Origin of the sequence: Pseudomonas entomophila (assembly GCF_013523125.1) — a bacterium.
GTDB lineage: Bacteria > Pseudomonadota > Gammaproteobacteria > Pseudomonadales > Pseudomonadaceae > Aquipseudomonas > Aquipseudomonas entomophila_B.
Map to the genome: position 1 here is coordinate 69,848 of NZ_JAAMQJ010000012.1, position 12,547 is coordinate 82,394.

Sequence of the window (12,547 nt, forward strand, 5' to 3'; positions counted from 1 at the left end):
GCTCAGGGCTTGACGGCGACCAGCTCGACGTTGAAGACCAACGGCGTGTCGGGCGGGATCAGATCACCCGCCCCATCGGTTCCATACGCCTGTGCCGACGGGATCGCCACGCGGCCCTTCGCGCCAGGCTTCATCTGCATCAGCGCCACGCGCCAGCCGGCAATCACTGAGTCGAGCGCGAACCACTGGGGCTGCTGGCTTTGGTCGAACACCGAGCCGTCCGGCAACCGTCCCTGATAACGCACCTGCACCTTGCTGCCTGCGCCGGGCGCGTCACCCGTGCCTGCCGCTAGCTCGGTATAGAGCACCCCGTCGGCCAGTTCGCGCACACCCGGACGCGCGCGTTCCTCGGCCATGAAACGCGTCTCTGCCGCCTGACGACCGGCATCGCTCGGGGCCTCGGCAGCGATGGCCATCGCCTCGTCATGCTGCTGCAGAATCGCATCGATGCGCGACTGCTCGAGCCGCAGGGGCTTGCCCTGATAGCCCTGACGCAGCCCTTCGATCAGGGTGTCCAGCTGCAGGTCCGGCACCTCGGCGTGCAGGCGCTGGCCCAAACTGACACCGACGCCGTAGGACAAATCATCGGGGCTGGTGGAGGGCTGTGCGGGCGCGGCCAGGCAGACGCCACTGCACAGGGCCAGGGCCAGGATCGAATAGCGAGGCATGCTCGGCTCCTGTGAAGAGGAAACGGCCAGTATGCCTAAAGTGGGCCTGGCATGAGAATGGTCGAGCGCGTAGACGTGCATGAACCCGTGGCACTCCTGGCATCCGGCGCCTTGTCGGGCGATGGGGTCTGGCGGTCGTCGTGGCACAGGCCTAGTATGGGTCGCACACTCGTCCGTCAGGAGGTACCCATGCCGTCCAAGAAGAAGTCTGTCAGTACGCCCTTGCATTTGCTCCAGCAACTGTCCGACAGCCTGCTCGACACGCTGGAGGAGGCCTGCTCACAGGCCTTGGCCGATGCCGAGAAAGTCCTGGCCAAGCTGGAGAAGCGGCGGGGCAAGGCGCAGGAAAAGCTGCATGACGCGCGCCTGAAACTGCAGGACCATGCCTCAGCCGGCAAGAGCAAGGCGCAGGGCAAGACGCGCAAGGCGATCGACGAGCTGGAAGCCCTGCTCGACACGCTCAAGGTCCGCCAGACTGAAACACGGACGTACATCCAGACGCTCAAACGCGACGTCGAGGACAGCCTGGCGCTGGCCCAAGGGGTCGGCAAGGTGCGCGAAGCGGTGAATGAACGCCTGGCCCGGCGTGACGGACAGACGCCCCACAAGCCGGCTGCCCAGCAGACCAAAGTACAGCCTGAGCCTGTGGCTGACGAAGCGCCTGCCGCCAAGCCGTCCCGTCCGCGCGACGCGAAGGCCGGCAGCGGCAGCGGCCGCGCACCGCGCAAGACAGCGGGTGAGCAGGCGCCCGCCGGGTCGACGGCCCGTCGCTCGGCCAGCCCGACGAACGCCGCCAGCTTGCAGGTGTCGACCACCCCCAAACCGGCGGCGTCACGCAGGACGGCCACCTCCAAGACCACTGCAGGCACGACGGGCTCGACGGCGGCGCCGGGCGCTACCCAGGCACCGGCCCGGGCACCCCGCAAGCCTGCGGCAACGCGCACCGTCAAACCAACCGGACCCCAGTCCGACACGCCGGTCGCCGCAGGCCGCACGCCTGCATCGGCAGTGCCGGAGGGGGTGTCCTATACGGCAACCGACTCGGCTCAGGCATCCGATGCCTGAAGCGCCCGGGCCGCGACGCGCAACCGTTCGAGCACGTCGTGACCCTTGAGCTGCACAGGCATCAGGCCCTCCAGCCAGTCCTGTGCAGGCGCCGCGTCGCTGGCCCAGCCGTTCGCCAGGCCCTCCAGGCGTTCGAGCAGCAGGCGTTCGGCGCTCAGTTCCAGGGCCTTGACCTGCTCGCGCAGGTCGGCCAGCGCAGGGTCCAGCGCGGCCTGGGCCTTCCACTGTGTACGCAGCGCCCTCAAGGGCGCGATCACCGGTGCCTGCCAGGCCTGAGCCAGTGCACGCAGCGCGTCCAGGCGCGCGCTGTCCACCGCCACGTTGCGCGCCTGCAACCAGGTGCCACACAGCGCCAGGCAGACATCGCCGCCGTGGGCCTGCAGTTCCAGGCAGGCCGTTTCCACGCCTGGCCTGCGGTACAAGGCGAGGGCGTGATTCCATAGATCGGTAGGCATCGTTCGACTCGCGCCAGGGGGGATGGAAGCTGATAGACTCCGCGACCATCATGATCAGACTAACCAACCTCACTTTACAGCGTGGCCCTCAGCGCTTGCTAGACAGCGCCGAGATGACCCTGCACGCCGGTCACAAAGCCGGGCTCATCGGTGCCAACGGCGCCGGCAAATCCAGCCTGTTCGCCCTGCTGCGCGGTGAGCTGTCGCCCGACGGCGGCGACTGCCGGTTGCCGGCGGACTGGCGCATCGCGCACATGCGCCAGGAGGTCGACACCCTCGATCGTCTGGCGGTGGACTACGTGCTCGACGGCGACCATCGCCTGCGCCAGGTCCAGGCCGCGCTGGCGGTCGCCGAGCAGGCCCAGGATGGCAGCGCCCAGGCACGCCTGCACAGTGAGCTGGAAAGCGCCGACGGTTATACCGCCGATGCCCGCGCGCGCAAGCTGCTGGCCGGCCTGGGTTTCAGCAACGAGCAGATGGAGCGCCGCGTGGGCGACTTCTCCGGCGGCTGGCGGATGCGCCTGAACCTTGCCCAGGCGCTGATGTGTCCGTCCGACCTGCTGCTGCTCGACGAACCCACCAACCACCTGGACCTGGACGCCATTCTCTGGCTCGAGGACTGGCTCAAGGGCTACCCCGGCACGCTGCTGCTGATCTCCCACGACCGCGACTTCCTCGATGCGGTCGTCGACCATGTGGTGCACGTCGAGCAGTGCAAGCTCAACCTGTACCGCGGCGGCTACAGCGCCTTCGAGCGCACCCGTGCCGAACGCCTGGCGCAGCAGCAGCAGGCCTTCGAGAAGCAGCAGGCGCGCCGGGCGCACATGGAGAAGTACATCGCCCGCTTCCGCGCCCAGGCCACCAAGGCCCGCCAGGCGCAGAGCCGGATCAAGGCACTGGAGCGGATGGAAGAGCTCTCGGCCGCGCACGTGGACTCGCCGTTCGACTTCAGCTTCCGGGAATCGGAAAAGATCTCCAGCCCCCTGCTGGACCTGTCCGAAGGGCAGCTCGGCTACGGCGACAAGGTCGTCCTGGAGAAGGTCAAGCTGCAGCTGGTGCCCGGTGCGCGCATCGGTCTGCTGGGCCCCAACGGCGCCGGCAAGTCGACCCTGATCAAGAACCTGGTCGGCGAGCTGACGCCCCTGGGCGGCCGCCTGGTCCGTGGCGAGAACCTCGCCGTGGGCTACTTCGCCCAGCACCAGCTCGACTCGCTGGACGACAAGGCCAGCCCGCTGCTGCACCTGCAGCGCCTGGCAGCGGGCGAGCGCGAGCAGACCTTGCGCGACTTCCTGGGGGGCTTCGACTTTCACGGCAACCGGGTCGACGAGCCGGTGGTGAATTTCTCCGGTGGCGAAAAGGCGCGCCTGGCCCTGGCGTTGATCGCCTGGGAGCGGCCCAACCTGCTGCTGCTCGACGAACCGACCAACCACCTGGACCTGGAGATGCGCCTGGCGCTGACCATGGCCTTGCAGGAATTCGCCGGGGCCGTGGTGGTGGTGTCCCACGACCGTCACCTGCTCAAGAGCACCACCGACGACTTCCTGCTGGTGGCCGAAGGCAAGGTGCAGGCATTCGATGGCGACCTGGACGACTACAGCCGCTGGCTGATCGACTATCGCCAACGGCAGGCGCCGGTGAGCACCACCGTCGGCAACCCGGACAAGACCGACAAGAAGGCCCAGCGCCAGGCCGCCGCCACGCTCCGCCAGCAATTGGCGCCGCACAAGCGTGCGGCCGAGAAGCTGGAGCACGAGCTGGGCCAGGTGCATGGGCAACTGGCCGAGATCGAGACGGCGCTGGGCGACAGCAGCCTCTATGACGCCTCGCGCAAGGAGCAGCTGCGCGAGCTGCTGGCACGCCAGGGCACGCTCAAGCAGCGCGAGGGCGAGCTGGAGGAGGCCTGGATGGAGGCCCTGGAAACCCTCGAGACGCTGCAGGCCGAGCTCGAAGCATTGTCCTGAGGCCCCCCGCGACGTGTAACGACCCGCCACGGCTGAGCGGGTCGACGCCGGCAGGGCGACACGCTACAGTCGCCGGCACACACACGCGCTCCCCGGCCTCACGGGCAGGTCGCTTATCAACACGAGACAACGGAGGTGGAACGATGTCCATGGAGACCTGGCTGGGTTTCTTCGTCGCCTGTTGGGTCATCAGCCTGTCGCCGGGGGCCGGCGCCATCGCCTCGATGTCCAGCGGTCTGCAGCATGGCTTCTGGCGCGGCTACTGGAACGCGATCGGGCTGCAGCTGGGCCTGCTGTTGCAGATCGCCGTGGTGGCGGCCGGTGTCGGCGCGATCCTGGCCGCATCGGCCACGGCGTTCCAGGTGATCAAGTGGTTCGGCGTCGGCTACCTGTTGTTCCTGGCGTTCAAGCAATGGCGCGCCCTGCCGGCCGACTTGGGTGACGACACGGCCGTGCGACCCGCCGCCAAGCCCCTGGGGCTGGTGATGCGCGGCTTCCTGATCAACGTCGGCAACCCCAAGGCGCTGGTGTTCATGCTGGCGGTCCTGCCGCAGTTCATCGACCCGCATCAGCCCTTGGTGCCGCAGTACCTGACGATCGCCGCGACCATGGTCGTCGTCGACCTGGTGGTGATGGCCGGTTACACCGGGCTGGCTTCACGCGTGCTGCGCCTGCTGCGCACGCCACGCCAGCAGCGTCGGGTGAACCGGACCTTCGCCGGGCTGTTCGTCGGCGCGGCCACCTTGCTGGCGAGTCTGCGCCGCGCCCCGCTCTGAATCGACCTCTGCGCCTTCGCCGTTGTCTACCCGTTGGCGGGCAAGTCCCACTTGCCCGGTTCATCATCCAACGCCGTAGGGCCGATCGCCGATCGGCCGGCCAGAAGGAGGCACCATGGACGCACCTGTTCATCCGTTATCCGAGGTTTTCCTGCAGCTGGGCCTGCCTGACGATGCCGTCGAGATCGAGCGGTTCATCACCACCCACTCGCCCCTGGACCAGGACGTGAAGCTGGTCGATGCGCCGTTCTGGACCGATGCGCAGCGCACGTTCCTCAAGGAAAGCTATGAGAGGGACGCCGACTGGATCCCGATGATCGACCAGCTCAATGTGATGCTGCACGAAAAGCCGGAGGTGTAGGCGCCGAGCGGTGCTGGAGAGCTGGGACGGCGTTGCTATGCTCGAAGGATCGAGGAGGGGACGCAGTCATGAAAGATCCCTATGCACCCGTGTTCTGGTGCGCCCTGGCCATCCTGGGCGTACTGACCGGCGGTTATTTCTTCGGCATCCGCAGCGCCTACGACCTGCACCGTGCTCAGCTGTTTCTCTATGCCGCTGCGGGCCTCGTCGTCGCGGCGGCGCTGGTCACGCTGGCCTGGATCGCCTGGCAGCACCTGCACCTGAACCGACGTGAGCTGGTCCAGGGCCACACGCTGGTCACCATCTGGAACACCAAGGTCGCCCTGCGTCGGGTCGAGATGGTCTTCGACCGCTACCTGTGGGGCAGCCACTGGCAGGGTGGGCGCACCTTCGAGGAAGTCATGGGCGAGCTGCGCGGCACGCCGCTGGACCAGAGCCTCGAGGCGCTCAAGCAGCAGTGTCGTGAACTCGACCGCGAGCTGCGTGACGGCCGGCAGCACTGGCAGGCCAATGCACGTGACCTGTCCAGCGTCGCCGCGGCCATGACGCGAGAACGCTACCGGCTCGAACGGGGTGAGCCTTCGGCCACGCCTGCGACGGCCACGGCCGTGCTCAACCGTGACATCGAAGTGCTGGTCTACACCTGGTCGGCCCGCCTGCGCAGTTTCGACCACCAGCTCGACGACCTCGAGCGCGCCTACCACTGAATCACTCGCCGCGGATGTACTGCTCCAGCTGCTGGATCAGGTTGGCCTGTTCGGCGATGGTTTCCTTGACCAGGTCGCCGATCGACAGCAGCCCCATCAGCTCGCCGTTGGCCACCACGGGCAGATGGCGCAGGTGACGGTTGGTCATCAGGCTCATGCAGTATTCCAGGTTGTGGCGCGGCTCGACGGTGAACACCGGCGAACTCATGATCTCGCGCACGGGCGTGACAGCCGACGAACGTCCCTTGAGCACCAGCTTGCGCGCATAGTCCCGCTCGCTGACAATGCCGATCACCTGGCCGTCCTCGACCACCGGCAGCGCACCGATGTTCTTCTCGGCCAATGTCTTCAAGGCTTCCAGCACCGAATCTTCCGGGCCGATGGTGTACACGGCCTGATGCTGCGCCTTGGTCTTGAGTATTTCTTCGACGTTCTTCATGGGAGCCTCGCGAACGGGACAGGGCAAGTGGGCACGCCCAAGCATCCCGCAGACGCTGCAGGCAGGCCATGCGCAAAACGGCATCGAACGGAGAGAAAACGTCATCCTGCAGCCGCGTCGATCCCGGTCCTGGCAGCGTGTCGTCATTCCCATCGACGCTGTCGCTCTCGAGCACGCGGTCAGGCCACTCGGACCCTATGGTCCGAAGCCAGCCATCAGGAGCACCACGCATGCACATGAGCGCAGACCCCCAGCGGCACCCCGCCCCAAGCACCCCGATCTCCATCGATGACGCACCGCTCAACCTGCTGGTCGTGCTGGTCGCCCTCAGTGCCTTCGGCGGCATCATCGTCGACGGCTACATCCTTGGGGTGATCGGCGCGGCCATCACGCCGGCAGCGGCCGAGCTGAGTCTGTCGCCGCTGAGCCAGGGCCTGATCGCCGCCAGCGCGCTGATCGGCATCTTCGTCAGCGGGCTGGTGTTCGGGCGCGTCGCCGACCGGTTCGGCCGCAAGCGGGTGTTCTTCTGGAACCTGGTGGGCTTCATCGGCGTATCCCTGGCCCAATTGTTCGTGGTCGGCACCTGGGACCTGGTGGCCCTGCGCATGCTGTTGGGGCTGTTGATCGGTGTGGAGTACGCGGTCGGTACGTCGCTGCTCGCCGAGTTCGCCCCGCGCCGGCACCGCAGCCTGTTGCTGGGCAGCATCGCGCTGTTCTGGTTCGTGGGGTTCGTCGCGGCGTTCTTCGTCGGGCATTTCTGGTCGCCCGAGGCCTGGCGCGGCCTGCTCGCCAGCAGTGCGATCCCGGCCCTGGTGACGTTGCTCATCCGCTTCGCCATCCCCGAGTCGCCTCGCTGGCTGCAAAGCCGGGGGCGCGAGCAGGAAGCCCTGGCCATCGTGCATCGCCGCTACGGGCCCGAATACGGCCTGCCCAGCGTCAAGCAGGTACACGGCGAAACGACACTGCGTCAATTCTTCGCCGAGAACGACGGGCGGCGGGTGCTGTATGCCGGCCTGTTCTGGTTCTGTCAGGTCGGTCCGATGTTCGCCATCTTCACCTTCATCCTGCCGGTGCTGGACAGCCTGGGGGTCAACGATGGGTTCTCCACCGACCTGCAGATGAACGGGGTACAGATCCTTGGCGCCTTGCTGGGGCTGTGGTGGCTGTCCAGGGTGTCGCGACGCACGTTCGTCATCTCCACCTTCGCGGCCATGTTCGCCTTGCTGCTGGTACTCGGGCTCTGGGGCAATCCGCCGCCGCTGGCGTCGCTGGTGCTGTTCGGGGTGTTCGTGCTGGTGATCACCGGCTCGAACAACATCCAGTACGTGTACCCACCCGAGATGTTCGAGACCCGGTTCCGCAGCACCGGCGTCGGCTTCGCAGCGGCATTCAGCCGGATCGGCGCAGCGGGGGCGACCTACCTGCTGCCGGTCACCCTGCAGCACCTGGGGATTTCCACGACGTTGCTGATCGCGTCGCTCTTCCCGCTGGTCGGGCTGGTCACGTCGATGTGGTGGGCACCCCAGACCAAGCACCTCGGGCTGGACTGATGCGGTTCAGGCACGTGGGTGGCTCATGGCTGCGTGGTGCCGCTGGCCAGGATCGCACTGGCCAGTTCCATGTCGCTGGCCTGCAAGTCAGGCTGCTCGGCGCGTACCCGGTGCAGCGCCGCTTCCAGGTAGGGGCCGCGAATCGCGCCCTGGCTGGCGACGTAGCTGCCTGCATCGTCCCGGGCGGCGGCGACCAGCTTGTGGTCCCTGGACGTCAGGTAGGTCGAGGCCGTGGTCGCGCCCGACGAGAGCACGTCGCGCCAGAAGCCGTCGGCCATGGCCGAGCCGATGGGAAGGGCGAGCAGGGCAGCAGCGGCGATCAGTGTATTCAGACGCATGGGGTCACCTTGGCAAGGCATCGATGGGTGCCCTTTCGAGCGTGCGCAGGGCATCAAGTTCCCCAGGCGCTCAAGCCTCGTCGCAGACCCGTCGCACCTCTTCGGCGTAGGTCAATCCGCGCTCGACCTTGTCCTGGCCGCTGCGGCGCAGGCTCCACAGTCCCTCATGCTCGGCCTGCTGCCGCAGCGCCGTCAGGTCGCCCTGGGGGGTGAGCGCCCGACGTACACCGTCGGTCATCACCAACAGCTCGAACAGTCCGGTACGACCCTGGCTCGCCGTCCCCCGGCAGGTCGCACAGGCGCCCTGGCCCTGCGTCCCCGTGCCCTGGCATGCCGGACATGGCGCGCGCACCAGGCGTTGCGCCATGACGCCCAGCAACGTGGCCTTGATCAGGTAGTCGGCCACGCCCAGGTCACGCAACCGCGCGATCGCACTGCAGGCATCGTTGGTGTGTAGCGTCGACAGCACCAGGTGGCCGGTCAGGGCGGCCTGCACCGCCACCTGGGCCGTGCTGGCGTCGCGGATCTCGCCGATCATGAGGATGTCGGGGTCCTGGCGCAGCAGCGCGCGCACGCCGGCGGCGAAGTCCAGCTCCAGGTGAGGCTGGACCTGCAACTGGTTGAACGCCGGGTCCAGGCGCTCGATCGGGTCTTCGATGGTGCACAGGTTGACGGTCGGCCCTGCCAGCCACTTCAGGCTCGCGTACAGCGTACTGGTCTTGCCCGAACCCGTGGGGCCGGTCACCAGCAGCAGGCCATGGGGGCGCTGCAGCAGCCCTTGCCAGCGCGTCAGCAACTCGCCCTCCAGCCCCAGGCCAGGCAGGCCTTGTCGAAGCTGCAAGGCATCGAACAGCCGCAGCACCAGCTTCTCGCCGAACGGCGTGGGCAGCGTCGACAGGCGCAGCTCCACCTCGTCGCCGCTCGGCAGCCGGGTGCGCAGACGGCCATCTTGCGGCCGGCGTTTTTCCGCGACGTTCATGCGCGCCAGGTGCTTCAGCCGGCTGGTCAGTGCCAGGGCGATGCCGCCTGGAAACGTGTAGACCCGATGCAGCAGGCCATCGATCCGGTAACGCAGGTGGGCCTGGTCCTGACGTGGTTCCAGGTGAATGTCGCTGGCTCGCTGCTCGATGGCGTATTGCAGTATCCAGTCGACGATGTGCACCACATGCGCTTCCTGGGGGGCACTGTCGGAAGACCCTTGGCCCAGCGCCAGCAGGTGTTCGAGCTCGACCAGGTCGTTGGCCTGGCGCTGATGGGCGCCCTGGACCGATTCGGCCAGGCGGAACAGGGTTTGGCCCAGTTGCCGCAGCTGGCGTGGGCAGGCCAGTACACGCCGGACCGGACGGCCGAGGCCTTGGGCCAGGTCGGCCTCCCAGTCCCGACGATAAGGCTGGGCGCTGGCGATGGTCACGCCGGCCTCGTCGACCGCTACCGGCAGGATGCCATGGCGCTGGGCGAAACCTGGCGAGACCAGCCCAGTGACGCGGGTCAGGTCCATCTGCAGGGGATCGAGGCGCAGGTACGGCTGGCCTACCTGATCGGCCAGCCACTGACCCAGGCGTTCGAGGTTCCAGGTCTGGCCAGCGTGCAGCGCGTCCTCGAAGCCGAAGGTCGCCAGGTGTTCAAGGGGGTGTTCGGCGGCCAGCGGACGATCGCGTGCCCGGGCGGCCTGGGCAGGGGTGAGGCGTGCGGTGTCGACCAGGCGGTCGAGCAGGCGATGCAGGTCGAGCGACCCGTCGTCAGGTGTGTGCATGGGCGGGCGTCCTTGCCAAGTCATGATCGACGCCAGCAAGGCTAGCGGCTCATGACCTCACCGGGGGGACGCAATCGTTACCGCGTCTTGCACCTCACACGCAGGCGTCGGTCAGCAGCGGTTGGCAGCGTACGCTGGCGTCATCGACGCAGATCAGGTTACGGATCTTGCGCGCGATCAATTGCGCCCGTGGCGCCGTCAGCCCGCTCACGGCAATTTCCATGTCCAGCAGGTCGCCCCGTTGACGCACGTGCAGTTCGTGCGGCATCAGCGTTTGCAGGGCGAACAGGTTGAGCACCCGGCAGACGCTGTCGGACTCGGCCTCGGCGCTGAGCCAGTAGCGGACTTCCGCAGGGGCAGGGTGGGTATCGAAAGCGTCTTGCACGAAAAGGCGTTCAGGGTTGGGCATGGCAGGCGCTCCAGGACAGATGACGCATTTTCCCATGCCGGTTCTGGCAATGTTTCGCTCATGACGCTCGAAAAAAGCCCATCGGCGCATGATACTGGTCGCCAATCTGCCCATTCGAGAAACAGTCATGCACAGTGAGTTGGATGCCTACGACCGCCGGATCCTGGCGTTGCTGCAAGAAGACGCTTCGCTGTCCAGCGCGCAACTGGCCGAGCGAGTCGGGCTGTCGCAATCACCCTGCTGGCGCCGGGTGCAGCGTTTGAAGGAAGAGGGCGTGATCCGCGGGCAGGTGACCTTGCTGGACCGAAAGAAGGTCGGCCTGAACACGCAGATCTTCGCCGAGGTCAAGCTCAACGCCCACGGGCGCTCCAACTTCGCCGAGTTCACCGAGGCGATCCGCGGCTTTCCCGAGGTGCTGGAGTGTCACGTGCTGATGGGGTCGGTGGACTTCATGCTGCGGATCGTCACCCCGGACATCGAGGCCTACGAGCGGTTCTTCTTCGAAAAGCTGTCGAATGTGCCGGGGATCCAGGAGGTCAACTCGATCGTGGCCCTGTCCGAGATCAAGGCCACGACCTGCCTGCCGTTGACGGGGCGGGCCTAGCCGACCAACTGCTTCCAGGCGCGGCTCTGGTTGATCACGTGAGTCAGCTCGACACGGGCGGCCAGCACCTCCTCACCCAGCGGCTGGTTGGCCAACTGGTGCAGCTTGACCAGGTCACCGTACAGACGGTCCACCTGCGGCACCTCGAGCACCTGGCGCGCATGGTGCAGCCAGGCCAGCAGGCGCTCGATGCGCGGCAGCTGTTCGGCCAGGTCTTCCGGCTGCTGGTTGTAGCGTGGCAGTTGCAGGTCACGGGCTTCGGCACCCAGCTGGTGCGTCAGCCAGTTGCCCAGTTGCGCACGGCCCTGGCGCTCGCCACGGTTGGTACGGCCCACGGTCCAGGCACGCGCCGACAGCCAGCGCGCGGTCTCGAGGGAGAACTGCCCCCAGCGGGTTTCCAGCAGTTCGTCGGCGAACTGCTCGGGCGCGGCGCGGCGCACGTCTTCGTCGTCGTTGCCGGCCAGCACCAGGGGGCGCCAGTCTTCGAGCAGCGCGTCGAGGCTCGTGCGCAGGGTGTTGGTGGTGACACGCGGGGCGGCCTGGCCCAGGGTGGTGACCAGCGCGCGCAGCTCGCCCAGGCAGTCGACCCAGTCCTGCAGCAGGCGCCAGTGGCCGGTGTGGCGGTACTGCTCGGCCAGGCGCTGGCTGCTGCCCAGCAACTGCCAGGCCAGGGCCGCGAAGGCATCGTCCAGCGTCATGTCGACGTCCAGCTCGCTGACCGGCAGGTCCAGCGTGTGGTGGACGGGGTCGAGCAGACGGTAGCCGCGTTCGGCCTTGCTGATGTCGCAGGGCATCAGCGGCAGGCTGGCGGCCAGTTCGGCGGCCAGCTCGAGCAGCGCCTCCGGTGCGCCTTCGCGCAATTCCAGCTCCAGCTCGCTGATCGCTTCCTTGTGCTTGCCGACGATCACGAAGCCCTGGTCGAGCGCCGCTTCGATGACCACCTTGCTCTTGCCGCGGCCCCAGGCGATTTCCGCGACCTCGCGGGTGAAGTCGGTGGTGAACAACGGCTTGATGCGCTTCTTGTCCAAGTCGCGCAGGGCTTCGGGCCAGCAGCTGTCGTCGAGCTTCTTCAGGTCGAGCTTGACCTTCTCCAGCGGCCATTCGTACTCGCTGCGCTCGGACAGGCCGGCCACGCTCTGGCCACGGCACTTGAGCGTCTGGATGATGGCGTCGCCATCGCGGCGCAGGCGCAGGGCGACCTTGGCTGCGGCGAGGTCGCGCTCCGGCGTGTCGAAATACTGGTTGAGCAGTTCGCGCGTCTGCCAGCCGGACTTGTTGCGCTTCTTCAGCAGGGGGTGCTCGCGCAGGGCGTCGAGGGTCTCGCGGCTGGCGCGCAGTTTGAGTTCGGTTTCTTTGTGCATCGCGGGGTGATCCAGGCTCAGGGGTGGGTGCCTACATAATTTGCCGGGCATTCGTGCAGGCAAAAGCGCCTCGGCAGACTCGACGAGTGTACAGCAGTCG

14 protein-coding genes are annotated in these 12,547 nt (G+C 67.2%); 7 read left to right on the top strand and 7 right to left on the bottom strand.

Going from position 1 to position 12,547, the window contains the following annotated elements:
• Window positions 1–2: 2 nt before the first annotated feature.
• Window positions 3–668, bottom strand: a complete 666-nt coding sequence (locus G7007_RS09110; protein WP_181100988.1) for an FKBP-type peptidyl-prolyl cis-trans isomerase — start codon at window positions 666–668, stop codon at window positions 3–5.
• A gap of 189 nt (window positions 669–857) precedes the next feature.
• On the opposite strand from G7007_RS09110, the gene G7007_RS09115 reads away from it, so the two are divergent.
• Window positions 858–1,733: an AlgP family protein gene (locus G7007_RS09115; protein ID WP_181100990.1), complete on the top strand. Its 876-nt coding sequence runs from the start codon at window positions 858–860 to the stop codon at window positions 1,731–1,733.
• Here G7007_RS09115 and G7007_RS09120 read toward each other — a convergent pair.
• Window positions 1,715–2,188: a TIGR02444 family protein gene (locus G7007_RS09120; RefSeq protein ID WP_181100992.1), complete on the bottom strand. Its 474-nt coding sequence runs from the start codon at window positions 2,186–2,188 to the stop codon at window positions 1,715–1,717. The genes G7007_RS09115 and G7007_RS09120 overlap by 19 nt on opposite strands.
• Window positions 2,189–2,238: 50 nt before the next feature.
• On the opposite strand from G7007_RS09120, the gene G7007_RS09125 reads away from it, so the two are divergent.
• The 4 genes from G7007_RS09125 to G7007_RS09140 all read left to right on the top strand — a co-directional run bounded on the left by G7007_RS09125 (window position 2,239) and on the right by G7007_RS09140 (window position 5,993).
• Window positions 2,239–4,149 carry an ATP-binding cassette domain-containing protein gene (locus G7007_RS09125; protein ID WP_181101000.1) on the top strand — a complete coding sequence of 637 codons (1,911 nt, stop codon included), beginning with the start codon at window positions 2,239–2,241 and terminating at the stop codon, window positions 4,147–4,149.
• A gap of 143 nt (window positions 4,150–4,292) precedes the next feature.
• Window positions 4,293–4,925: a LysE family transporter gene (locus G7007_RS09130; RefSeq protein ID WP_181101002.1), complete on the top strand. Its 633-nt coding sequence runs from the start codon at window positions 4,293–4,295 to the stop codon at window positions 4,923–4,925.
• 115 nt (window positions 4,926–5,040) lie between these two features.
• Complete coding sequence (locus G7007_RS09135; protein WP_181101004.1) at window positions 5,041–5,286, top strand: DUF2789 domain-containing protein; 246 nt, start codon at window positions 5,041–5,043, stop codon at window positions 5,284–5,286.
• A 68-nt stretch (window positions 5,287–5,354) separates the two neighbouring features.
• On the top strand, window positions 5,355–5,993 hold the full coding sequence (locus G7007_RS09140) for an NADH:ubiquinone oxidoreductase subunit N (RefSeq protein ID WP_181101006.1): 639 nt from the start codon (window positions 5,355–5,357) through the stop codon (window positions 5,991–5,993).
• A 1-nt stretch (window position 5,994) separates the two neighbouring features.
• Here G7007_RS09140 and G7007_RS09145 read toward each other — a convergent pair whose 3' ends face one another.
• The gene (locus G7007_RS09145; protein WP_181101008.1) at window positions 5,995–6,432 is read right to left on the bottom strand and encodes a CBS domain-containing protein; all 438 of its coding nucleotides are present in this window, start codon (window positions 6,430–6,432) and stop codon (window positions 5,995–5,997) included.
• 230 nt (window positions 6,433–6,662) lie between these two features.
• Here G7007_RS09145 and G7007_RS09150 point away from each other — a divergent pair, with 230 nt between their 5' ends.
• Window positions 6,663–7,982, top strand: a complete 1,320-nt coding sequence (locus tag G7007_RS09150) for an MFS transporter (RefSeq protein WP_219859014.1) — start codon at window positions 6,663–6,665, stop codon at window positions 7,980–7,982.
• 23 nt (window positions 7,983–8,005) lie between these two features.
• Here G7007_RS09150 and G7007_RS09155 read toward each other — a convergent pair whose 3' ends face one another.
• From G7007_RS09155 to G7007_RS09165, 3 genes are all read right to left on the bottom strand, one after another.
• Window positions 8,006–8,320: a DUF2388 domain-containing protein gene (locus G7007_RS09155; protein ID WP_181101011.1), complete on the bottom strand. Its 315-nt coding sequence runs from the start codon at window positions 8,318–8,320 to the stop codon at window positions 8,006–8,008.
• A 70-nt stretch (window positions 8,321–8,390) separates the two neighbouring features.
• On the bottom strand, window positions 8,391–10,073 hold the full coding sequence (locus G7007_RS09160) for a GspE/PulE family protein (protein ID WP_181101013.1): 1,683 nt from the start codon (window positions 10,071–10,073) through the stop codon (window positions 8,391–8,393).
• A 94-nt stretch (window positions 10,074–10,167) separates the two neighbouring features.
• Window positions 10,168–10,482, bottom strand: coding sequence for a hypothetical protein (locus G7007_RS09165; protein WP_181101015.1), 315 nt, complete (start codon window positions 10,480–10,482; stop codon window positions 10,168–10,170).
• A gap of 127 nt (window positions 10,483–10,609) precedes the next feature.
• Between G7007_RS09165 and G7007_RS09170 the strand changes: the two genes are divergently transcribed.
• The gene (locus tag G7007_RS09170) at window positions 10,610–11,086 is read left to right on the top strand and encodes an Lrp/AsnC family transcriptional regulator (protein WP_181101017.1); all 477 of its coding nucleotides are present in this window, start codon (window positions 10,610–10,612) and stop codon (window positions 11,084–11,086) included.
• Here the strand turns inward: G7007_RS09170 and G7007_RS09175 are convergent.
• Entirely contained in the window at window positions 11,083–12,447 is a 1,365-nt protein-coding gene (locus tag G7007_RS09175; protein WP_181101018.1) for a CYTH domain-containing protein, read from the bottom strand. The genes G7007_RS09170 and G7007_RS09175 overlap by 4 nt on opposite strands.
• Between the last annotated feature and the right edge of the window lie 100 nt (window positions 12,448–12,547).

Coding starts and splice junctions, on each gene's coding strand:
- G7007_RS09110 (WP_181100988.1), bottom strand. CDS start 668: ATGCCTCGCTATTCGATCCTGGCCCTGGCCCTGTGCAGTGGCGTCTGC.
- G7007_RS09135 (WP_181101004.1), top strand. CDS start 5,041: ATGGACGCACCTGTTCATCCGTTATCCGAGGTTTTCCTGCAGCTGGGC.
- G7007_RS09175 (WP_181101018.1), bottom strand. CDS start 12,447: ATGCACAAAGAAACCGAACTCAAACTGCGCGCCAGCCGCGAGACCCTC.
- G7007_RS09125 (WP_181101000.1), top strand. CDS start 2,239: ATGATCAGACTAACCAACCTCACTTTACAGCGTGGCCCTCAGCGCTTG.
- G7007_RS09150 (WP_219859014.1), top strand. CDS start 6,663: ATGCACATGAGCGCAGACCCCCAGCGGCACCCCGCCCCAAGCACCCCG.
- G7007_RS09145 (WP_181101008.1), bottom strand. CDS start 6,432: ATGAAGAACGTCGAAGAAATACTCAAGACCAAGGCGCAGCATCAGGCC.
- G7007_RS09155 (WP_181101011.1), bottom strand. CDS start 8,320: ATGCGTCTGAATACACTGATCGCCGCTGCTGCCCTGCTCGCCCTTCCC.
- G7007_RS09120 (WP_181100992.1), bottom strand. CDS start 2,188: ATGCCTACCGATCTATGGAATCACGCCCTCGCCTTGTACCGCAGGCCA.
- G7007_RS09165 (WP_181101015.1), bottom strand. CDS start 10,482: ATGCCCAACCCTGAACGCCTTTTCGTGCAAGACGCTTTCGATACCCAC.
- G7007_RS09130 (WP_181101002.1), top strand. CDS start 4,293: ATGTCCATGGAGACCTGGCTGGGTTTCTTCGTCGCCTGTTGGGTCATC.
- G7007_RS09160 (WP_181101013.1), bottom strand. CDS start 10,073: ATGCACACACCTGACGACGGGTCGCTCGACCTGCATCGCCTGCTCGAC.
- G7007_RS09140 (WP_181101006.1), top strand. CDS start 5,355: ATGAAAGATCCCTATGCACCCGTGTTCTGGTGCGCCCTGGCCATCCTG.
- G7007_RS09170 (WP_181101017.1), top strand. CDS start 10,610: ATGCACAGTGAGTTGGATGCCTACGACCGCCGGATCCTGGCGTTGCTG.
- G7007_RS09115 (WP_181100990.1), top strand. CDS start 858: ATGCCGTCCAAGAAGAAGTCTGTCAGTACGCCCTTGCATTTGCTCCAG.